This window comes from Rhodohalobacter halophilus (assembly GCF_001715195.1).
Taxonomy (GTDB): Bacteria; Bacteroidota; Rhodothermia; order Balneolales; family Balneolaceae; genus Rhodohalobacter; species Rhodohalobacter halophilus.
The window spans coordinates 63,938-86,042 of record NZ_MDWE01000022.1; the positions used below are offsets into that span (position 1 = coordinate 63,938).

Annotated in this window: 17 protein-coding genes; 9 read left to right on the forward strand and 8 right to left on the reverse strand. The window is 42.5% G+C overall.

Features of this window, described 5'->3' with window-relative positions:
* Window positions 1-61: 61 nt before the first annotated feature.
* Window positions 62-1,669, reverse strand: a complete 1,608-nt coding sequence (locus BG260_RS07070; protein WP_069131259.1) for an acyl-CoA carboxylase subunit beta — start codon at window positions 1,667-1,669, stop codon at window positions 62-64.
* Between the two features lie 120 nt (window positions 1,670-1,789).
* Here BG260_RS07070 and BG260_RS07075 point away from each other — a divergent pair, with 120 nt between their 5' ends.
* The 4 genes from BG260_RS07075 to ftsE are packed head-to-tail and all read left to right on the forward strand — an operon-like array spanning window position 1,790 to window position 5,676.
* Complete coding sequence (locus BG260_RS07075) at window positions 1,790-3,181, forward strand: GWxTD domain-containing protein (RefSeq protein ID WP_069131260.1); 1,392 nt, start codon at window positions 1,790-1,792, stop codon at window positions 3,179-3,181.
* A gap of 41 nt (window positions 3,182-3,222) precedes the next feature.
* Window positions 3,223-4,233: a 4-hydroxythreonine-4-phosphate dehydrogenase PdxA gene (gene pdxA / locus BG260_RS07080; RefSeq protein WP_069131261.1), complete on the forward strand. Its 1,011-nt coding sequence runs from the start codon at window positions 3,223-3,225 to the stop codon at window positions 4,231-4,233.
* Window positions 4,223-5,002: a class I SAM-dependent DNA methyltransferase gene (locus BG260_RS07085; RefSeq protein ID WP_069131262.1), complete on the forward strand. Its 780-nt coding sequence runs from the start codon at window positions 4,223-4,225 to the stop codon at window positions 5,000-5,002. Before pdxA ends, BG260_RS07085 begins: the two co-directional genes overlap by 11 nt.
* Window positions 4,999-5,676 (forward strand): cell division ATP-binding protein FtsE, encoded by a 678-nt coding sequence (gene ftsE / locus BG260_RS07090; RefSeq protein ID WP_069131263.1) that lies wholly within the window; start codon window positions 4,999-5,001, stop codon window positions 5,674-5,676. Before BG260_RS07085 ends, ftsE begins: the two co-directional genes overlap by 4 nt.
* A gap of 39 nt (window positions 5,677-5,715) precedes the next feature.
* Here ftsE and BG260_RS07095 read toward each other — a convergent pair whose 3' ends face one another.
* The 3 genes from BG260_RS07095 to BG260_RS07105 form a co-directional block, all read right to left on the reverse strand.
* The gene (locus tag BG260_RS07095; RefSeq protein WP_245683918.1) at window positions 5,716-6,429 is read right to left on the reverse strand and encodes a response regulator transcription factor; all 714 of its coding nucleotides are present in this window, start codon (window positions 6,427-6,429) and stop codon (window positions 5,716-5,718) included.
* A 224-nt stretch (window positions 6,430-6,653) separates the two neighbouring features.
* On the reverse strand, window positions 6,654-7,370 hold the full coding sequence (locus BG260_RS07100) for an alpha/beta hydrolase (protein ID WP_245683919.1): 717 nt from the start codon (window positions 7,368-7,370) through the stop codon (window positions 6,654-6,656).
* A gap of 78 nt (window positions 7,371-7,448) precedes the next feature.
* Window positions 7,449-8,153 (reverse strand): PIG-L deacetylase family protein, encoded by a 705-nt coding sequence (locus BG260_RS07105; protein ID WP_069131264.1) that lies wholly within the window; start codon window positions 8,151-8,153, stop codon window positions 7,449-7,451.
* A 312-nt stretch (window positions 8,154-8,465) separates the two neighbouring features.
* Between BG260_RS07105 and BG260_RS07110 the strand changes: the two genes are divergently transcribed.
* The 4 genes from BG260_RS07110 (at window position 8,466) to rlmD (ending at window position 13,430) form a co-directional block, all read left to right on the forward strand.
* On the forward strand, window positions 8,466-8,720 hold the full coding sequence (locus tag BG260_RS07110) for a DUF2795 domain-containing protein (RefSeq protein WP_069131265.1): 255 nt from the start codon (window positions 8,466-8,468) through the stop codon (window positions 8,718-8,720).
* Between the two features lie 280 nt (window positions 8,721-9,000).
* Window positions 9,001-11,370, forward strand: a complete 2,370-nt coding sequence (locus BG260_RS07115; protein ID WP_245683920.1) for a BamA/TamA family outer membrane protein — start codon at window positions 9,001-9,003, stop codon at window positions 11,368-11,370.
* 41 nt (window positions 11,371-11,411) lie between these two features.
* Window positions 11,412-11,942, forward strand: coding sequence for a cyclic nucleotide-binding domain-containing protein (locus tag BG260_RS07120; RefSeq protein WP_245683921.1), 531 nt, complete (start codon window positions 11,412-11,414; stop codon window positions 11,940-11,942).
* 81 nt (window positions 11,943-12,023) lie between these two features.
* On the forward strand, window positions 12,024-13,430 hold the full coding sequence (gene rlmD, locus BG260_RS07125; protein ID WP_069131267.1) for a 23S rRNA (uracil(1939)-C(5))-methyltransferase RlmD: 1,407 nt from the start codon (window positions 12,024-12,026) through the stop codon (window positions 13,428-13,430).
* An 80-nt stretch (window positions 13,431-13,510) separates the two neighbouring features.
* Here rlmD and BG260_RS07130 read toward each other — a convergent pair whose 3' ends face one another.
* Together BG260_RS07130 and BG260_RS07135 are read right to left on the reverse strand one after the other, a co-directional pair.
* A complete protein-coding gene (locus BG260_RS07130) occupies window positions 13,511-14,992 on the reverse strand; it encodes a phytoene desaturase family protein (protein ID WP_069131268.1) in 1,482 nt (493 codons plus the stop codon).
* A gap of 131 nt (window positions 14,993-15,123) precedes the next feature.
* Window positions 15,124-15,627 carry a metallophosphoesterase family protein gene (locus tag BG260_RS07135; RefSeq protein ID WP_069131313.1) on the reverse strand — a complete coding sequence of 168 codons (504 nt, stop codon included), beginning with the start codon at window positions 15,625-15,627 and terminating at the stop codon, window positions 15,124-15,126.
* Window positions 15,628-15,721: 94 nt separating this feature from the next.
* Between BG260_RS07135 and BG260_RS07140 the strand changes: the two genes are divergently transcribed.
* Window positions 15,722-16,759: a glycosyltransferase family 2 protein gene (locus tag BG260_RS07140; protein ID WP_069131269.1), complete on the forward strand. Its 1,038-nt coding sequence runs from the start codon at window positions 15,722-15,724 to the stop codon at window positions 16,757-16,759.
* An 85-nt stretch (window positions 16,760-16,844) separates the two neighbouring features.
* On the opposite strand, the gene BG260_RS07145 is transcribed toward BG260_RS07140, so the two are convergent.
* The gene (locus BG260_RS07145; protein WP_069131270.1) at window positions 16,845-19,286 is read right to left on the reverse strand and encodes an SLBB domain-containing protein; all 2,442 of its coding nucleotides are present in this window, start codon (window positions 19,284-19,286) and stop codon (window positions 16,845-16,847) included.
* 224 nt (window positions 19,287-19,510) lie between these two features.
* On the reverse strand, window positions 19,511-22,018 hold the full coding sequence (locus BG260_RS07150; protein WP_176719452.1) for a choice-of-anchor D domain-containing protein: 2,508 nt from the start codon (window positions 22,016-22,018) through the stop codon (window positions 19,511-19,513).
* Window positions 22,019-22,105 lie beyond the last annotated feature (87 nt).

Below are 22,105 nucleotides of genomic sequence, written 5' to 3' on the forward strand. Positions count from 1 at the left end.
TCGGAATTTTCCCCAAAGTTGCGAAACGGGAATTGAATTAGATCAAGTCCGGTAAACGCTTCTATACCTGTATAACACCGGTTTTAAACTCAGGTAATTCCGGATTATGATCCGCGCACTCAATGGCGTGTGAAATTCGTTTTCGGGTATCACCGGGGGGAATAATTTCGTCCACCCAAAGTCGTGCCGCGGCATAACGCACATCGGTCTGCCTATCGTAACGGCTTTTTATCCGTTGAAGAATTTCTGCTTTATCGTCCTCCGAAAGTTCCTCACCTCGTTTTTCTAACGAAGAAACCTGTATTTGTGTAAGAACTTTAGCAGCCTGAGTCCCCCCCATCACAGCTATCTGAGCCGTTGGCCATGCGTAAATAAATCGGGGATCGTACGCTTTTCCACACATTGCGTAATTGCCTGCCCCATAGCTGTTACCAACTATAACCGTGATTTTTGGAACGGTTGAATTTGCAACGGCATTCACCATTTTTGCCCCATCTTTGATAATCCCCCCGTGTTCACTCCGCTTGCCAATCATAAAGCCGGTTACATCCTGTAAAAATACTATTGGAATTTTTTTCTGGTTGCAGTTCATGATAAATCGAGCGGCTTTGTCGGCACTGTCGGAGTAGATTACACCACCAATCTGCATCTCACCCTGTTTGTTTTTCACGATTTTTCGCTGGTTGGCTACAATCCCCACACTCCAACCATCAATTCGCGCGTATCCGGTAATTAATGTATTTCCATATCCTTTCTTAAATTCTGTAAACGAATCCGCATCTATCATGCTGCCAATCACTTTGTGCATATCATACGGTTTGGTTCTATCTGCAGGAAATTCTTCGAGCATCTCTTCAATAGAAATTTCCGGCTTTACAGACTCTTTCCTATTGAAACCGGCCCGTTGCTGCGGTCCCAGTTTATCTACAAGATCTCGGATGGTTAACAAACATTCGGAATCATCTTCCATCTTGTAATCGGTAACTCCGCTGATTTCCGTATGCGTGGTAGCCCCGCCCAGTGTTTCATTATCAACATCCTCACCTATTGCTGCTTTCACAAGATAGCTTCCGGCCAGAAAAACACTGCCTGTTCCGTCAACTATCAGAGCCTCATCACTCATAATCGGCAGATAGGCGCCTCCGGCAACACAACTTCCCATAATTGCCGCTATTTGAGGAATTCCTTTTGCACTGATCACCGCATTGTTTCTGAAAATGCGTCCAAAGTGCTCTTTATCGGGAAAAATTTCATCCTGCATAGGCAGATAAACTCCTGCAGAATCCACGAGGTAGATAATGGGTAAATGGTTTTCAATCGCAATCTCCTGGGCTCGAAGGTTTTTCTTTGCCGTCATAGGGAACCAGGCTCCCGCTTTTACCGTCGCGTCATTTGCAACAATCATACATGTCTTTCCACTGACTTTCCCGGTTCCTATCACAACACCGGCAGCCGGGCACCCGCCTTCATCTTCATACATCTCATAGGCTGCCCAGAGGCCCATTTCATTGAGCTCTTCACCCTCATCCAACAGCAACTCAATGCGTTCGCGAGCTGTGAGTTTTCCTTTTTTGTGCTCTTTTTCTATGCGTCTCTTTCCTCCGCCTTGTTTTATCTTCTCTTCTTCCGAATTCAATTCGTCAAGTAACTCTTTTAGCCAGTCATTCATCTTATGGTAGATTTAAATGTTATTTTTTTCGGATTGATAATACTGATTGTAACGTTCACGTTCCAAATGTGACGATGTTTTCGTACGTTCAATCATAAAATTTTCTGAGACCCCGTTAAAATGCAAAGAATCGCACTGTTTCTCATTACTATTTTGCTGTTCACCTTTTTTGATGCAGATGCCCAGCGGCGCGGCGGCACAACATACGAATCTCTTCTTCGCCAATCTGATCAACCTTCTGGCTACAGCGATCACATCATCATTCCGCAGCAGGATGGCACTTCGTCTGTCAGTGTCATTTTCAGGCTTGAGCATGATTTCATACCGTTTTTGAGAAAGCGTCCCAATATGGACGCTCCTGATAACACGTATGAGTATTTCTCCCCCGTGCGTATGGGGCTCGAAATTTATGAGGGAGAAGCGCGACAGGGACGCAGATCCAACACGCCTTCCGGCATCTCAATTTTCAGAGATACCTGGAGTGATACCGTTTGGGTTGAAACATTTGAAGATACCCGATCACGATTTAATCATGTTCAGGGTTTTATGAACACTGAGCTACAGCCTGGTACCTACCACTATCAACTGCAGCTTGCACGTGGAGGATCTGAACGTGAACGCCCCTCTCAAGTCAGAACTATTGTTATTCCTGAAGTGGGATCAACCGAAAAGACAGAAATTTTACTGTTAAATGAGCTGACATCGGGCTCCAACCATGCAGAAGCTACTCTGTTGAATTACGGAAGTAATGTTCTCTATGGACAAAACTACACACTACTCGTTCGGCTGCCACAGAATGCAAATGGTACACCGAACCGATATAAGGTAAACATTCAAAAAAGCGGTGAAACTCAATCGGATAGTGCCCCCGTTTTTTCTGAATCCATCTCTACTGATCAGATCATAACTGCCGGATCTTCAGAGTTATTTCAACAGAATGATGAGATAAAACTCAGACTCAATCCGGGAGATAACGGTACTCAGTATGCGTTTATTCGGGTACCTAATTCAGAATTTGAGAACTCCGGTTATAAAATCTCGTTTGTAGATACAGAATCTGATTCAACGTTTGCTGAGAGAACTGTACAATCTCGCTGGATAGACATGCCGGTATCACTCTACAGTCTGGACGTCTCTATCAACATGCTCCGCTTTATTTTGAGTGACAGGGAGCTTCGGGAAATGAACAGCGGTTCACAGGCTGAGCGCGAGCGAAAGTTCAGAGAGTTTTGGGCCCAAAGAGATCCAACACCAGATACGGAATACAATGAATTAATGGCGGAGTACTATCGTCGAATAGATTTTTCATTCCAAAATTTTTCATCTCTGCAAACACCCGGGTATGATACGGATCGAGGCAAAGCCTACATACTGTACGGTCCGCCCGTGAGTATAGATCGCAGACTGCTGCCTAACCAGCCAACACGGGAAATTTGGGAATATCCAAACCGGGAACTCATCTTTGAAGCGGTGAGCGGATTGGGAGATTTCCGCCTAATTTCAAATTCTTGATTGCATTTTTATATGAAGCATAACCATTGCTATCTTCCGGTATGAAACCAATTATTGCAATAAGTATGGGAGATTTCAATGGAATCGGACCTGAAGTGGTCCTGAAATATCTCTCACAGACAGATCTAAACAAATCCACTCCGTTGATATTGGGTTCACAATCTGTTTTTGATGTTTACCAAAACAAATATCAAACAAATTTAACCATCCGGAGAATTTCAAAAAGTAACGATGTTCAGCCAGGCAAAATCAATCTGCTTGAAGTTGACTCTGTAGCAGAAACGGATGTTCAGCCAGGCCAAATCACCAAAAAAGGTGGCCAGGCAGCTATGAGGGCAGTCGAATATGGAATTAACAGCTGCATGGCAGGTACAACCCACGCGCTTGTTACTGCACCAATTTCAAAAGAAGCAATTCATAAAGCGGGATACAGTTACCCCGGCCATACTGAATTTCTGGCCGAAAAAACCAATACCGAACGCTATATGATGATTCTCGCTTCGGGTGGACTGCGTGTGGGATTACTGACCGGTCATATCCCTTTAAAAATTGTTTCCAAATCGATTTCTGTAGATTTGATTCTTCAGAAATTAGTCATTTTGAATCACAGCCTGATGAATAATTTTGGTATTGAACAACCTAAAATTGCAATGCTTGGACTCAATCCCCACGCCGGTGATGGAGGCGTGTTGGGAGATGAGGAGGATAAGTTGATAAAACCGGCATTGATTGAAGCAAAAGCTAGAAACATAGAGGTTGACGGCCCCTTCCCTGCCGATGGTTTTTTTGGAAGCCAAAAACAGAATCAATACGATGCAATTTTAGCTACCTACCATGACCAGGGCTTGATCCCGTTTAAATCCCTCAGCTTCGGAAAGGGTGTTAATTTTACGGCCGGCCTGCCAATTATTCGAACATCACCCGATCACGGAACTGCATACGATATTGCCGGTGAAAATAGAGCGAACTCCGACTCATTCCAGGCAGCCTACACCCTGGCTGTTGAAATGGCCCGGAACAAGTTTAAGGAGGTTAGTCAGCATGCAACATAAGAAAGAGCAGCTTAATCGAGCCTACTCTGTCCTGGCAGATATTTATGATGATGTGATGGTTGAAGTGGATTATGAGACCTGGACGGATTACATCGATGAGATTATCTACCAATTTCACCCTGATGCCGAAACTGTTCTGGAGCTTGCGTGCGGCACCGGAACCATGGCCCTTTCCCTTGAAGAGTTGGCAGATTACAGAATAACGGCAACGGACGGTTCGGTTGAGATGATTGAAGTAGCAAAACGAAAAGCAGATGCCACATTTTCCAACGTTCAATTCCTTTCCCGAAACTTTCTCGATCTCCGGCTCGATCAAACATTTGACGTAGTTTTTATGGTGTTTGACAGCCTAAACTATCTGCATGATGAAAATGATATTCTGAAACTTCATGATGAGGTGCGTAAAGTTCTCAACCCCGGTGGAATCTTTATCTACGATTTTACAACGCCTCGGAATTCACGTATTGCCATCAAATATCTGAACAATGAAAAGCGGCGTGTAAACAATCTCTATCGATATCACCGAGAGAGTCGTTATGATGCCGAAAACCGGATTCATACCAACAGATTTACAATAGATAAACTGGACAATGAGAATGGAAACGTACAGGAAACATTCCGGGAAGAGCATCGTCAGCATATCTATACACTGCCGGAAATAGAAAGCATCATAAAGAAGACAGATTTTTCTATTTTAGATTCATTTGATGGCTTTGAACTGAAGCCTGCTCACAGAAAAAGTTTAAGAATAACAATGGTACTACAATGAGTGAAAGTGATGTAATTGAGATGCATGATGTTACGGTTGCGTATGATCGTACACCGGTGCTGGATAGTGTAAACTTTACTCTCGGGGTAGGTGAATTCTGTTATGTAATTGGGAAGACAGGAGCCGGAAAAAGTTCATTTTTGAAACTTCTTTATAGTGATATTCGCCCCAACCACGGAATGATCCGGGTTGGAGATTACAGTGTAAGCAGCTTGCCCGACAAAAAAGTACCGATGCTTCGCCGCCAAATTGGAATAGTATTCCAGGACTTTCAGTTATTACCGGATCGGAATGTATTTGAAAATGTAGCGTTTGCGCTTCGCGTTACGGGCCACAATAAGCGGTTTATCAAACATCGTGTTCTTGAAGTCTTGGGACTGGTAGGTTTGAGCCATAAGCGCAAAGCTATGCCGAAAGATCTGTCCGGCGGAGAGCAGCAGCGGGTGGTAATCGCCCGGGCACTTGCCAACGAGCCGAGACTTCTGCTTGCCGATGAGCCTACGGGTAATTTAGACCCGGGAGCCAGCAGTTCTATCATGGAGCTTTTACAACAAATTAATAATCGCGGAATGGCAGTTCTGATGGTCACACATGATTACGACATGGTGAGAAAATATCCGCATCGTACGGTTCAAATTAGAGATGGCGGCTTACACAAAATTCACGTGCTGTAACCAAAACACGAAGGCAGTGTATTGATGATTCCGGTATGATTACTCCTCATCACATTGAAACATAAATCCTTTTTTACGGACCGTCTCAATGTAGTCAAACTCCGTGTGATCTCTCATCTTTTTACGCAGATAGCTGATATAAACGTTGATGTAGTTCGTTTGAGTGTCGAAGTGAATATCCCAAACGTTGCTTGCCAGTTCTTCCTGAGAAATAATTCGTCCCTTATTTCGAACAAAATAGACCAACAGGTTGAATTCGTTATTCGTTAGGTCAACCTCATTTTCATTGATGATCATTTTTCTGGAGATCAGGTCAACTGTCAAACTTCCGCAGGTAAGTTCTTTTTCAGAATCTTTGTTGTTGCTACGGCGTGCAATGGCATCCAAACGTGCCATAAGTTCATCACTGTTAAACGGTTTTGTAAGATAGTCATCTGCCCCAACATTTAGCACTTTTACTTTTACATCTGTTTCGTGCTCGGCCGAAAGAACAAGAACCGGCGTGGTCACCCCTTCATCGCGGATCTTTGCGCAAACGTCGTAACCATTCCCGTCAGGAAGGCGTAAGTCGAGGATAATCATGTCGAACTTTGTGTTCAACGCCTTATCTTCTCCTTCTCCTGCCGTTTCAGCAACGGCAACGTCGTTTCCCCTGTGTTCAAGAACTGCCTTTACGAGAGTTCTAACCGTTGGGTCATCCTCTACGACCAATATTTTCATCTTCTTTTTTGTATCCGTCGATGCTGTAGACATAATGATATCGTTTCAATGAATGGTATAATAAAGATGAATCTGCTAAAGGTTACAAATTTATTTTATTCAAAGTACAATTTTTTAAAGCTTTACCTGATAAAATAAATCAGATACTTCAGTCTGCCAGTAACAATATGATGAATATTGCTTCCGCTAACTACTGTTTTGTTTTAAAGGTTTACAAAAAAATTACACTATTCCCAATTAGCAAATTCAATATTCCATCAATTTTTGGAATAACCTAATCGAATAAACCAGTTTAGAATCTCTGTCAAATACTTCTCACTAAATGAATGATTTTCATTCAATAAATTCAACTCTGCCTGCACACCTTTTTCTTTTAGCCGTTCAATCTCTTTTGCTTGTGGTTCAGCTAAAACCTGATCATCTTTCTTTCCATGAAATGCTGCAATATTAATATGTTGAATATTTTGCCAATTATTATTTAGCACTTCCGTTTTTATCCTCGCTCCCACCACTGCCAAATCATTTACATGTTTCCAGCGAGTTAACGCAAAATATCCGGCCAGGTACCCTCCCATCGAATAGCCCAGAACTCCTATTCTGCTAACATTCTCTTCAATCATGGGTAACAATTTATCAATCACCTCCTGAACAAATTCTGAAGCCAGCTCCAGTGATTTGATAAACTGCCCCCTGTTTCCATCATAGAGGTACCAAGCTCTCCCCCAATCCGTAACGTTCTTCTTTCGATTTCGATCATAAATTGGATAGGGCCCTTGAATGAAAAGATGATAAGCCTTGAGACTCATTAAATGATCACATTTTTGCATGAAAGTCTTCATATTTTGTCCAAAACCGTGCAGATAGACAATCAGTGGTTTCTTTTCACCTTTTGCTCCGGTTTCAATCAAAGTATACGGTACCTCAACCTTAAAAGAGGTTTTTCCCGAAATCAGTACATCTCTATCCTGCATCATTCATTCTACTCAATATTTTTTGTCTGTTAATTCCAATGGCTGATAATAGCCAATTTATGACATGATATCTGACAAATCTTACAAGTCTTCCACTATCGATTTCAGTCTGCCGGTTACTTTTTCACCAAAAATTTCAAATGGAACCCGGTTGTCAACTACTTCTTTCACCTTACTGTCTTCAATTACCTGCTGATAGGTCTGATAGCAATCGAGTGCCTGATAAAACTTTTCCATATCCTCATCACTGCACACTTCCACAAACCCAATTTCATCATCAGACGAAGCTTCCAGACGAAACTTCCCATCTGTTTTCACTTCACCCATTCTCGTAAACAGAGCCAAACGTTTTGGAAATTTCTCGTTTTCAGATCTCATTTTACAAAATACCCGTTTAACAACGGCATGTGTTACGAGGTGATCATGAAAACCACTGACCCCGTGCACCGCATATGTTACTAAAACATCCGGTTTAATATGACGAATATGATCTTCTATCGTGTTTTCAATCTCAATGGGGTCCATCTGTTTTAACTCATTGTCCGGAAGATCTAAAACCGTCATCCCGGTCAATCCCAGTGTTTGTTCTACACACTTCATCTCCTTAAAACGAATCTCCCCCATCTCCTTCTTATCCACACCGAGCCTAAATCGCTGCTTGGTGGCTTCACCTTTGGTGAGAGTCAACAGAAATACTTCGTGGCCCTGCCTGAGTTGCGCATGCATAGCCGGAGCCGGGCCGAACGACTCATCATCGGGATGGGGAAAGATGTATAGAATTTTCATAATCGATATTACTTCATGAGTTCAATAATTAACAGGTTTCAGTAAAAAGAAAATTTCAATCAGTTCAAACAATCAGACCGGTATTTTTTGATTTACGGAACATTTTGATCGTTGTGTTACTTCTAAAGTTCATCTTCTTGATGATCTACGGTCAGATTGAAAAATGAAAACCGGATGCAAGTAAACAATATTAAGAATTTTATTTTTTTTATCGATTATCACCGAAATAATTTGCATTTCTCATCAGGAAACGTTTTATAGAATTCGACAACAGGCAAGAAATTTTAAAATTAACCCTACTGATATAACACTATGATTTGGACTGTAGAATTAGCCGCTGCACTTGATGATGCTCCTTTTCCGGCAACAAGAGAAGAATTAATCGAATGGGCGGAGCGTAACGGCTTACCACAACAGGCGATTGATAATTTGTACGAACTAGACGAAATTGAAGAGGGAGAAGAAACCATTTATGAAGGTATTGAAGATATCTGGCCGGATTATATTCGCAAGGAAGATTTCTTCCACGGTGAAGAAGATGAAGGTTTTGATTACGATGATGTATGATAAATTGATAATTTCCCGATTATTAATAACGCGGACCTTTTACGAGGCTCCGCGTTTTTTTATTTCTGCTTTTCCGGGCAACATATCAACATATTTTCGTTACATATTCAAGAATAATCCTAACCTGCTACAGAAAAAAGAACCCATTTTATTGATTTACAATCACACAGGATTGCTCCTTATTATTTCCCTGAAAAGTCCTATTTTCAGGATCAATATATACTCTAATCTGTAACTTCGATCCTGCGTGCGCTACTCCATTCTGGCGACTTTCTTACTGGTGTTTTGCATAACTGCCGCCGAGATATCTGTGGCGCAGTCCGGGCAGAATCAAAATGACAGTTCCAATTCTGAAGAAGTTCAGGAGAGTTCGGATCAAGTTGTACGATTGGTTCGTTTTACCGGAAACGACAATGTGAGTAATCGATCCCTGAGTACACTGGTTCGTACCCGTAACAACCGAGAGTTTTTAGGTATTCCCCGTTTTACACCGTGGTATTACATTCATCAATTGGTGGGAGTTGGAGAATCCCCAACGCTACTCGATCGAGAAACTGTAGCAAGCGACATGGAGAGAATTCGGCTCTACTATGAAAATATGGGCTATTTCGACACCCGTGTTGATACCACGATCATTGAATACCGCCCCAATCGTTTTGAAGTCTCCTTCATTATTGAGGAGGGCCGTCCGTCCCGTCTACGCTCTGTTTCCTACACAGGACTTCCTGATTTTAGAACAGAAGAGAATTTGAAAGAGGATTTTTTCTCTGAAAGTCTCTACTCCGGAAATTCCGAGAATGATTCCACTTTTTCCGTCAATGAACAGTATAATGCCCAAAAACTTCGTCAGGAACAGAGTCGAATTATTGATTTCTTAAAGAATCACGGGTTTGCTGCGGCACAGCGGGATTCTGTCCGGGCTCTTATCAAACGTGACGAGGATGACACCTACACAATGGATGTCCTGTACTCTATACGTCCGGGGGATTTTTACACTTTTGGTGATGTGCACATTAAGCTGGCCGGACCTGATGGAAATGGCATGTACGAAGAAAGTCTCACAGAAATTGACCCTCAATTTGTAAAGGAGGGATTCTCTGTTAACATGGAGAAACAGATAAACGCCAATACAAAATTCGACCTGTTAACGGAACAGTTACAATTCAGAGCCGGCGACACGTTCGATCAATCGGCTTATCTGAGGAGTGTAAACTCCTACCAAAACCTCGGTATGCTACTTATTAATCGGTTTGGTCTTAGTGCAGATGGATCTCTGCCCGACTACAGCCAAGAACAAATTCCCGTTTATTTTGATCTTCAAACCCTTCCCAAACACTCAATCCGAACAGAAATTTTTGGGATGAGACGGTACGGTTTTGGTACGGGAATCGGGCTTAATTACAATAACAACAACCTGCTGGGAAGAGCCGAGAATTTAACGGTGGCTCTAAATACAAATCTGGAATTTGTTACCTCCAACACGTTAAACGAAATTTCTCCCCGGGACGAAGATGGCAATCGAACAACCACAGGTTCAGCGATTTTCCAAAGTTATGAATTCAGGGTAGAGTACGCCCTTCCCCGTTTAAATTGGCCGCTATCACCTTTAAGCGATGCAGCTTGGATAGAAAGTGCCAGAACCCGATACTCACTCAGCTATAGCCAGAGCAACCAATTATTCTTTGATATCAACTCTGATGTTCGGTTTAACCTCCGGTATGAACTTCGCCACTCACGCCGATTTCAAAGCTTGATCGATATGTTTGAACTGGATGTGGTTGATACCGATCCATCCTCTCAGTTCCGGCAAAATCTGATTAATGAATTTGGAGAAAATTCAATCGAACTTCTGCGAATTGAAGAGGATTTCAGACCGCAGTTTTCATCCGTCATTCGGTATACATTTCGAGCACAAAATACCAATATCATAAAACGGAATTACGGCTATTTCAGTGAATATTCTGTGGCTTTAGGGGGTAATATTCCCTACTTAATTGACCGCTATCTGGTTACACCCGGGGATATTGAGGGTACCCTTCCATCCCCTTTAAATATCTCATCTAACTCCCTGGCTTACAGTCGATTCTTTAAACTCTCAGCAGATTATCGCCGCTACATCAGTCTGTCGCCCGATGCCGTAGCTGCCTTCAGGTTGTTCGGCGGATATGCCCATCCAATCGGACAAAGTGATAATATTCCGCTCAACCGCCGTTTTTTTGCCGGTGGCAGTAACGATATCCGCGGCTGGAGTCCGTTTCGTTTAGGGCCGGGAAGTATTCCACCTGACGAAGTGACCATTCCGGGCGGAGAAGTTAAACTGGCTGCATTTACGGAAATTCGTCAGACATTTATGAAAAATGTTTTAAGCGCAGATTGGTATCTTGCCTGGCATACTGACGCCGGAAATGTTTGGTACGGACCCGGCAATACATTTATTGATGAACAGGATACCGATTTACTTCGGGACGGCCGATTTCGGCTTAATGAATTTTACAACCAGGTTGCTGTTGGATCCGGTTTAGGAATTCGTTTAGACTGGGAGTTTATCGTGGCACGATTCGACTTTACCTTCAGAGCCCACGATCTGGAACAGGGCTGGTTCAACAACCGACAAATGTATTTCAGTTTTGGCATCGGACATTCATTCTAAATCAATCGATTATGTTTGGAAATAATAGCAAACTCCAAAAAATGAAACAGCAAAGTAACATTGTTAAAAATTCAGATCTTCTGAAAAATCTCTCCCCAACCGAGCGTTACGAACTGCTGCAACTTTGCCATAGACGAACCTATAAGAGCGGAGAGTATGTTTATTATCAAAACGATCCCGCCAGCGGGCTCTATTTTATTGAAGAGGGGCAGATTCAGCTGCAGGTAAAAAATCAAGGTGGCATCCCAAATTCTGAAAATGAAGAAACTCATACCATTACCGTAGAATCTCCTCAGGAAATAGGACTCGTATCCATTGGATATGAAACGCGACGACTCTCCTCTGCTCAGTGCCTTACGGATTGCACTCTTCTAGGTTTTTTTACACCGGACTTTGAAACACTGAAAAAACGAAACCCTCAAACCGCTGTTAAATTTCTCGAAGCATCTTCAAACCGAATCATGAAACAGCTCGATCTCTCGATGCAAAAGATTATTGAACTCTCTGATGTTAAAACTGCATTTCAGATTCAGTTTGAAACCCAGTACAAATCAAAAGCTGAAAGCGATTAACAACATCAATCTACTTTCAAAAGCAATATCTGCTGATCGTATAGGACTCAATTTTAATTCTCACAGAGGAAAAATTTTTACATGTCGTTAAAAAAAGGAACAGAAGTTGAATTAGAAATTGAATCTACTGCGTTTAAGGGCAAGGGAGTCGCAAAAAAAGATGGTATAGCAGTATTTGTTTCAGGTACTGCTCCCGGCGATGTTGTGAAAGCACGAATCATCAAAAAAAAGAAAACCTGGAGAGAGGCTAAACTGCTTGAAATTCTGAAGCCTTCACCCGATCGGATTGAGCCCAAATGCCGCCACGCTAATGTTTGTGGAGGCTGTACCTGGCAGCATCTGCCCTACTCCGAGCAGATTAAGCATAAAGAGCAGCACGTGCGGGATCACATAGAACGGATTGCCCATCTCGATCCGGGCCTTGTAAAGCCTATTTTAGCATGCGAGAACGACTTTTATTACCGAAACAAGATGGAGTACAGCTTCGGAACCAAACGATGGCTGACCGAGGAAGAGATCAACAGGGATGAATATGTTGATGACACCGCATTTACCGCCGGTATGCATGCTCCCGGAAGATTTGACAAACTGCTGAACCTTCAAGAGTGCCATTTACAGGATCCCATATCGTTTAACATTCTCGATTTTGTACGTAATTACTGTATCAAAAATGAGATTCCTGCTTTTGACATTTTTAAAAAAGAGGGATTTATCAGACACCTGGTCATTCGAAACAGCCACTTTACCGAAGATCTGATGGTGAACATCGTAACGTTTGAAGATCGTCCAGAGCTCATCAATTCATTGAAAGATGCACTCTTGGAGGAATTTCTATCCATCACAACTGTTGTCAACAACATCAATGACCAGTACAACCCGACGGCAGTGGGACGATACGAGAATGTTCTCCATGGCCCGGGTTTCATTGTTGACAAAATAGGCAACCACTCGTTTAAGATTCATGCCAATGCATTCTTCCAAACAAATACGCGCCAGGCAGAAAAACTCTACTCCGTGGCGAGGGATTTTGCAGAGTTAGACAACGGCGGACATCTGTTTGATCTCTACTGCGGAGTTGGAACGCTCTCACTTTTTATGGCTGATAAAGCTGATAAAGTTACCGGAATTGAAATTGTGGACGTCGCAATTGAGAATGCGAAATTTAACGCAAAAGAGAATGGCGTCGAAAATGTGGAATTTGTTTTGGGGGATATGAAAGACACATTCAATGACGAATTCTTGGAGAAAAATGGACGGCCGGATTGTATTATTACGGATCCCCCCCGATCCGGAATGCATCCGGATGTAGTGGATCAGCTTTGCAAACTGGATGTAAATCGACTCGTATATGTGAGCTGTAATCCATCTACCATGGCCCGCGATCTGAAAATATTGAAGGAGTTCTACCATGTAGAGTCTGTACAGCCTGTTGATATGTTCCCTCAAACATATCATATTGAAGCCGTAGCCAAACTGACTAGAAAGTAAATTCAGGTTCAGTATTCATGTAATTAAACGAGATCGATCTCTCTAAAGGTTACAGAATCTGATTCAGTTTCTGCAAAACATCAAATATTACTGCGTTCGATTAACTTCATTGCATTAAACGCACTCTGAACAACAAGCGGAATTCCACCCCCGGGGTGAGTGCTCCCTCCTACCAAAAACAGATTATCAATTCCCCGTAATTTGTTTCTCGGCCTGACAAATGCGGAAAAAAGATTGTTGGATGATGTACCGTATATACTCCCCTTGTTTGAGCCATAAAGCTTCAGAAACGTTTTCGGTGTGATAACTTTTTGAAATGAAACAGCCTCTTTGAGACCGGTAAGAGAACGGCGTTCAAGTTCATCAATAAGAAAAGTAGAATATGAATCTGACAGTTTCTCCCAGTTTTGATCGTTCGTTACATACGGTGAGTTAACCAGAACAAACAGATTGGAACACCCTTCAGGAGCATGAGAGCTATCTGTGAACGACGTATTCGTTACATAGATGGTCGGATCATCAGGCAACACCTTCTCTTCAAAGATCTGTTTAAACTCTTTTTGATAATCCTCCGAAAAGAAGATGTTGTGATGCCGGAGGTGTGTCCACGTCTTTTCAACTCCCAGCATCAAAACAAATCCTGAGCAGGATGGCTCAATTCTCTTTTGTCGATTACGTTTTCGGTTCGATATCGCTTTTTTATCTAAGAGATTCAGGAGTGTATCTGTTGCATCACTGTTTGCGATAAACAGATCGGCATCCACTTGTTCACCCGACGCCGTTATGATTCCCGTTACTTTTGAACCGTCTGCCTGAATGGATTGAACCGCGCAACCCATTTTGAATGACACTCCCTGTTTGATGGCCAAATGATACATTGCCCTGGCTATGTTATACATTCCGCCGTTCACATAATACCCGCCTTGATTCAGCTCTACATGTGGTATTACGTTCAACGTTGCCGGAGCCTGGTATGGCGAAGAGCCGTTATATGTTGTGAATCGTTTAAAAAACTTCCTTAAGTAGGATGATTCAAAATAGTCATCCACCTTATCTGAAACTGTTGAAAATGCGTCAATACCCATGAAATCAGTCAGTTTCAAACCCTTCAGATCGGACAGATCATATAACGGATTAAATAGAAATGCATCAGCGGTTTGATCATATAACTTCTCAGATCGGTCTAAAAATTCTGAATATCGTTTTACTTCTTGCGGAGCAAATTTTTCAATCTCAGCAAAATTCTTTTCTCTGTCAGAATAGTTATCAAATACTGTCTCATCCGAGTAGAAGTACCGACAGATCGGGCTCAGTTCTTCATATGTCAAATAATCCTGCAGAGATTCACCGCACAGCTCAAAGAGGTTTTCAAGAATAAATGGCATCGTGAACAGACTGGGCCCGGTATCAAACCGAAATCCATCCTTTTTAAACTCCTGCATCTTCCCACCTACTGTATCGTTTTTTTCAAATACAGTAACTCTTAAACCCCGACTGGCAAGTAGTGATGCAGCTGCAAGCCCTCCAAGTCCGGCTCCAATAACAACCGCTTTTTTACGCATTATTTCAGGTTATAAAAGTCTCTATCTATCATGCAATGAAAACTGAAATTGAGGCCAAATTGTTCATCGCATGAATTCGCTCAAAGAGATTCTAAAGGTTCTGCTGAAGAAAAATTGAATACTAAACCAATCTAGTCTCCCAGTTTCCCAAGGTTTATCACTTCCACATCGTGTACTTTTCCTTCATCGATAGTTAATCGAACCATTGTCCGATGCACCTGGAATCCTTGCTTTCCTGCTGCCCCAGGATTTATATAGAGCATTTTACCAAGTGTTTGGTCCCGTGCAATTTTCAAAATATGGGAATGTCCGCAAATAAACAGATCGGGAGTATTCTTTTCGATCTCTTCGCGGATAGGGATACAGTATCTTCCGGGAATTCCGCCAATGTGAGTCATCCATACATCCACGCCATCACGGGTAAATCTCTGATGCAGAGGATATTGCTTCCGAATATCTTGTCCGTCAATATTTCCATAGACCCCCACAAGCGGAGCAATCTTTTTTAATTTTTCAGCTATTTCGATCGTTCCAAAATCACCGGCGTGCCATATCTCGTCCCTGTCTGAAAAGTACTCCTCGATTTGAGGGTCAAAATAGTTATGTGTGTCGGATATTAATCCTATCTTTGTCATGCCGTCATCAATGATCTTTTTCTGAGTATATGAACTCTTCGTTTTAGCGCAAAATCTTTTATCGGAAATCATAAATTAAACCGGCTAACCTGACGTGACCAAAACCAAACACAGACCATTTTTCAGCATCATCATCGTTACATGGAATGCACTGCATCATCTGAAACGCTTTTTACCACAAGTTGCAAAAACTGATTATCCAAACTTTGAAATTATCATTGCCGATAACGCTTCGGATGATGGTTCGGTCGAGTGGGTAAAACAACAGTTCCCTGAAGTCAGAGTTGCTACTTTTGACCGGAATTACGGGTATTGTGGAGGAAATAACAGGGCGTCTAAAGAGGCAAAGGGTGACATTCTTATTTTTTTAAACAATGATGCTTACCCTGATCCTCACTGGTTAGCAGGGTTAGAAAGCATTTTTCAGAAAAAAGAAGTTGGAGTCGTTCAGCCCAAAATTCTATCGGTGGAACAACCCGACTACTTTGAATACGCCGGAGCAGCCGGTGGATTCCTGGACAAGATGGGCTATCCTTTCTGCAGAGGTAGAATTTTTGATTATGTTGAAAAAGATGAAGGGCAGTACAACACACCTTCTGAAATATTCTGGGCATCGGGTGCAGCTTTAGCCATTCGAAAAACTCTTTTTGAGCGTTTAGGCGGCTTTGATGAAGACTTTGAATTTCATATGGAAGAGATTGATCTCTGCTGGCAGGTTCACAAATCGGGGTATACGGTTATGTATCAACCCGAAAGTATTGTGTACCATCTTGGGGGTGGCTCATTGCCGATGGGAAATCCGCGGAAAGTCTATTATAACTACCGCAACAATCTTTTGATGCTGACTAAAAACCTCGACGGCAACCCGTTTTTTAGAATTTTTGGACGGCTCGTCCTTGATGGGGTTGCCGGTATCAAAGCCATTTTATCTGGAAATCTTAAAGATACATGGGCTATTATTCGCGCTCATTTCGCTTTATACGGCTCGTTAACCCTTACCCTAAATAAACGCCGGGAATTAAAAGCCAAACTTACTGCTACTACTCCAACTCACCTGGTCTATCAGAAAAGTATCGTCGCTGATTACTTTTTAAAAGGCAAAAAGAGGTTTTCAGAGCTGAAATTTCGGTAACCTTATTTCAAAAGTGTTTGTGAAATTTCAAAGTATCCATTTATCAAGATTCAACGGGTCAGCGACCCGTTGAACTTTTAAATTACTAATTACTCAATCGATCGATCATCAGTGCAATCGTTGCGGCTGTAGATGCAAGCGTTGCCGTAATACTGATTCTTTCCTGAACCGTTAATTCACGTTTTTCAGGTTTCCGCGGAATAATGATTGTAGCACCCGGTTCAACCGAGGGGTTATTTCTAAAAAAGAGAAACCGTTTGGTTCGGTCTACTTCTCCGTTTGCATATACAATATATGCTCGGCTTCCTTTAGCATTATCTGTAACACCACCGGCCGCATTTATATAAGATTTAAATGATCTACCGGAGTCGAAGCGTACACTGGTTGGATTGAGAACCTCCCCTTCAATTCTTACCGTCATCAACTCTTTAGGTACACTGACAACATCTCCTGCTTCTAAAATTAGATCCACAGCTGAATTCGGTCTCTGCAAAGCATCCTGCAAACGAATTCCAACAGATGTGGTATTTGCTGACCCTAAACTTTCTGATCTTTCATCTTCTGCTAAAAACTCCAGGTCTTCTTCCAGTTCGTCATTTAATCTTCTTTCAAGAGACGCACCTGTAGGATAGGCGAAATCTGACAGTCCGCCCGCCATCTCAATTAAATCAGACAATCTCATATTGCGACTGCTCAAAACATATGTTCCTGGAAACTGGACTTCACCTTCAATTCGTACTGTCTGCTGGGTTTGATAGTTTGGCTTGGTTCGAACATAGACCTGATCAAATGGCTTGAGCTCAAAATCTTCATCCTGATCGTCAAATCCAAGGTTTTCGGCAACATCAAATCGAAATGTTTCTGCCGTTTGCATTTGACGGGTCTGGCCGCCATCCGTAACTCGTCTTGCAACATCAATTCTGTAAGCGGCGGCATTATCCCTGAAACCATCCGCTCTTAAGATGGCATCCTTCAGAGTAATTCCCTCCCTAAACTGGAAGGAACCTGAGCTGTTTACCGCACCCCGAACTGCAATTGTGTACTCTTCCTGAAGGTCAAAAATACTAGAAACTCTAATAACGTCATCCGGCTGAAGCGGTATATCATATGCAGCGGGATCGTTCATTACTCTCTCAACATTGAATGAAAGCGATATTGGCTCTCTTCTTTCATTAATTCTTTCAATAACTCCCCGCTCAAGAAATGCATCCTCTTTCAGGCCATCTGCTTGCTCAATAATATCATAAAGGGTAAGACCATCTTCGTATTCGTAGGTGCCGGGTCTAAAGAAAGCACCTCTAACCGTAATGCGATTTTCGTACCTGTCTAAAATTTTACCAACGCGAAGTTTATCACCATTCTTAATTTCAACATCCTGTTCTTCAGGGTACATCAAAGATGTTACTCTTCGCATTGTCGGCGTCATACCTTCGAGTGTGACTCTTCGGGTGTATGCCTCATCCGTAAAACCGGCGGCAAAATTCACGAGGTCTTCAAGTGTTTCACCTTCCAGGGTTTCAAAAAAACCGTTTCGTTTGGTTTCTCCCCAAACATGGACTCTGTTTACATACGGATCCACCTTAATAACGTCCTGATCCCGAAGTCTGATATTACTTTCCTGGTTTCCATCAATCAAAAAATCATAGATATCGAGAACTGTGTGAACTTTCTTATCCCGAATAATCTGAATATTTCTAAAGGTTCCATTACGATTCGGTCCACCTGCTGCATATAGAGCATTAAATGCAGTTGCAAGTGAAGAAATGGAGTAAGTTCCGGGCTGACTTACCTCTCCCAAAACCGTTACTTTTATGCTTCTGACGTCACCCAATGTTACCTGGGCAAATGTATTGCCATCTTCCGGGTTGTTTGGACGTAATCCCGAATAGATGTCGGTTAACCTGTTAAGTATACGCGATTCCGCCTCCGCCATTTGAAGCCCATTAACGTGGATGGGTCCCAAATTTGGAATACGAATATTCCCCTCAGGAGAGACAGAGAGTCTATAAGTCTGTTCTGCTGCACCCCAAATATCGATAATAATCTCATCACCGGATCCAAGTGTGTAATCTATCGGAGTGGGAACATTAAATGAAGGCTCAAAACTCAGTGATGTTCTCCTAAATAAATCTATACCGAAAACTTTCAGAGAATCGGAAATCTCCTCACGGCTTGAGGTTCGTTCCTGAACCTGTTGAAAGTTCAAGGTATCATCAGTTACGGCCGATCGTTCGGTATCTGAACTCACCCCTTCAGATTGTGGAGATTGATTTCGAATCTGCCGGATTCTTGAGATTAGCTGACTTACCTGAGCCTGAGATGCCCCCTGTGCCACAGCCAGCTGTTGAAATTCGCTTAAACTTAAACCTCTGTCTCTAATCTCTCTGTCCGCCTGACGAATTTGCTCTTCACTGAGTTCATTAACATTTACTCCACTCAAGTTTGATGGGTTAAAACTCTGAGCATATAGGTTAGAAGCGGCTAAACTAATTAACAGGCTTGTCAATAATATGATGAAATATCTCATATCTGTAGGTATAATCTCCGGATATATTTACACAATTTTTTGAGGGATCGTATCCCGTATTTTTTGAAGCGGGAAAAATACATAAAATTATGGTACTCTGACAGCCCAAATTCTGAACCTTGCGGCTACTGCGTCCGGAAATGAAGCCCGACTTATATGATTCCGCAACCGGGAAATCAGATTAATTATTTCTGGATAATCTCTGCAGGCTGCAGGAATTCTTATCACTTCACCAGCATCATCTTCTCAGTCACTTCTGTCCCATCACCGAACCGTATCCGGTAGATGTAGACACCGCTCGAGAGACCCGCTGCAACAAAACTGATCTCGTGATCACCTTCCGCAAAAGTCTGCGCTCTTACCGGTGAGGCCACTTTTCTGCCTAAAATATCAAACACGTCCAAGCTAACTTCCGTTGACTCAGGCAGGGTAAATGGAATGATCGTTGATGGGTTGAACGGGTTTGGATAGTTCGGTTCTACTACAATTTCATTTGGAAGCTCCACGGCCTCGCCTGTAAACTGAAATCGTGTCCAAACGGGAGCATGATCAGATGTGGTATTGAAAAAGTCATCAACATACGAAACTGATTCAACTCGCTGTGCCCCATCGATATGGTACTCTGCCATTAGCTCATTAATAGTTATATGATCCAAAAAACTCCGGTTTGAACTTCCAACATAACTAACAAACCCCTGCTCTTCCAGCTGCAGCGTTAACACTTTGTAGAATTCATCTTCAAGAAATACCCGATAGGGAGATGAATCTGCACCTTCGTAGGTTGATTTCGTGAGCTCGTCATTGTAGTCACCCAGAAATATGACACGATCATTCATTCGCTCATCATCAAGGTATGCCTTGAGTGAATTGGCTGCACTTAAGCGCCTGTTGTAGGAAGGCTGATCTCCAAATGCTTTTGCATGAATATTATAAAGAAATATCTGCCTGGTTCTTCCATCCACAGTAACTTCTACTTCAAAATAGAGAGGCAAACGGCCTGCCCAATCGAAACTATCTTGCCCGTCGAAGAGCAATCCGGAGTCGAGAGAGTCAACCACAGTAGGTTTAAACAGATAAGCTGTTTGCTGCGTCTGTCCGTAAGTTGATGTAAAACCTCTGTACAATTCCAAACTGTCAACCAGAGAGTAGAATTCTGTTTGGCTCGCAATCTCCTGAAAAGCATAAACATCCGCATCAATTTCTTCAATTATCCGAATTACGTTGTTCATTTGAAGATCATTATTAGCGGGGCCGTTTCCGTCCGAGCCAAACCATTCAATATTCCACGTAACCACATCAAAAGTAAGATCTTTATCGATATCTTCACCTTCAGGGGTAAAGGATTCTGCCTTTAGGTCTTGGTTATCCCTCGGTTTAATCTGATAAACTCCATTAAACCGATCCACAACCCCGGTTATATCAATGGGGTCACCGGGAATCAGAGCATCAATTAAAGATTCCACATTTCCGTCAATTCGGAGCTGAGCAGTACCGGTATCATCCTCAATTGTGTAGCTGGTATCTCCGGAAAAAAGACCTCGTTCTTCTATAGAAACCCCTTCCAGTCGAACGAGCTTACTTTCGTACATTCCGGAATTCAAATCCGCTATGGATATATTTTCTGGATGAGGGTTAACACGATCGACATCGAAAATTTCGAAAAGAATCTTATTGTCGTCATCTGTAGGAGCAATTTGTCTCAGAAATGTGCCCGGAGTTCCATTAATGGGATTGAATTCCGTTACAGGACCCGAAACTCGAATCGAATCGCCTCGAACAATCTGACTTGTCAATTCGGATTCAAATACAGCAAATCCCCCGGTTTGATCCTGAAAATGAGCAGGGCCGCCAAATTCATCCCCCGCGGAAACACGTCCGGCAATCGATACCCGGGTACCAAAACGAACGTCGTATGCTTTTTTAATGGGGATGATTGAATTTTCATCAATTGACTCAGCAGATAACATTAACCTGTATTCAGGCTGATCAGGATCATTACTATTGAATGTAATTTCTGCAGAAAACTCCCCAGCCTCAGAAGGATGAAACTGTAAACTGCCCAACACGCTTTCACCTCCCTCAATTACCCCTTCTAATGATGAAGACAGAGTGAAAGCTGAATGATCTGAACCGCTAAGAATAATTTCAGATACATTCAGGTCAGGCTCCCCTCCATTTCTGATTCGTAAATCCAACTTAGAACTTTGATTCGGATTCACAATTGGTAAATCCAGGAGATCCCCAGGACTTAAACTCGAGCCTGAGACGGTAATTTCTAACAGTGGTTGATTTGCAAGCTCTTGGAACGGTGTGATAAAAAAGTCATCAATATTGATACGCCCACCTGCCTCCTTCGCAATACGAAACCGAACCGGCTGTGATATATTGACTGAAATGGAATACGGCTCAAGCTGATCGGTCATTTCGGTATTATTTCCTGCCTGCTGCCACGTATCTCCCTCATCTGTAGAGTAGTGAAGGCTTATGACTCCTCCGGTATCATTTGTAAATCCCGAATTTGATGCAACAAAACTCACCTCATCGGCTCCGTCATCAAAATCAAATAACATCTCCAGCTTGCCATCTCTCAACCTTACTGATTGTTCACCGTTTTTACGATCTCCATCCAGATTTCCGAGTAGAGCGTCATCCAGCATCCACTCACCGGTTTTAAGCTCTACCGTACCCGTTGCATAACCGGCTTTCGAACCCGACTCAAAATCTTCGGCCATTTGGGCAAACAGTGTTACTGAAGTGAATAATGTAAAAAAGATTGTGAGTAAGGATATTTTGAAACGGTTAGATGGCAACATTTTGAA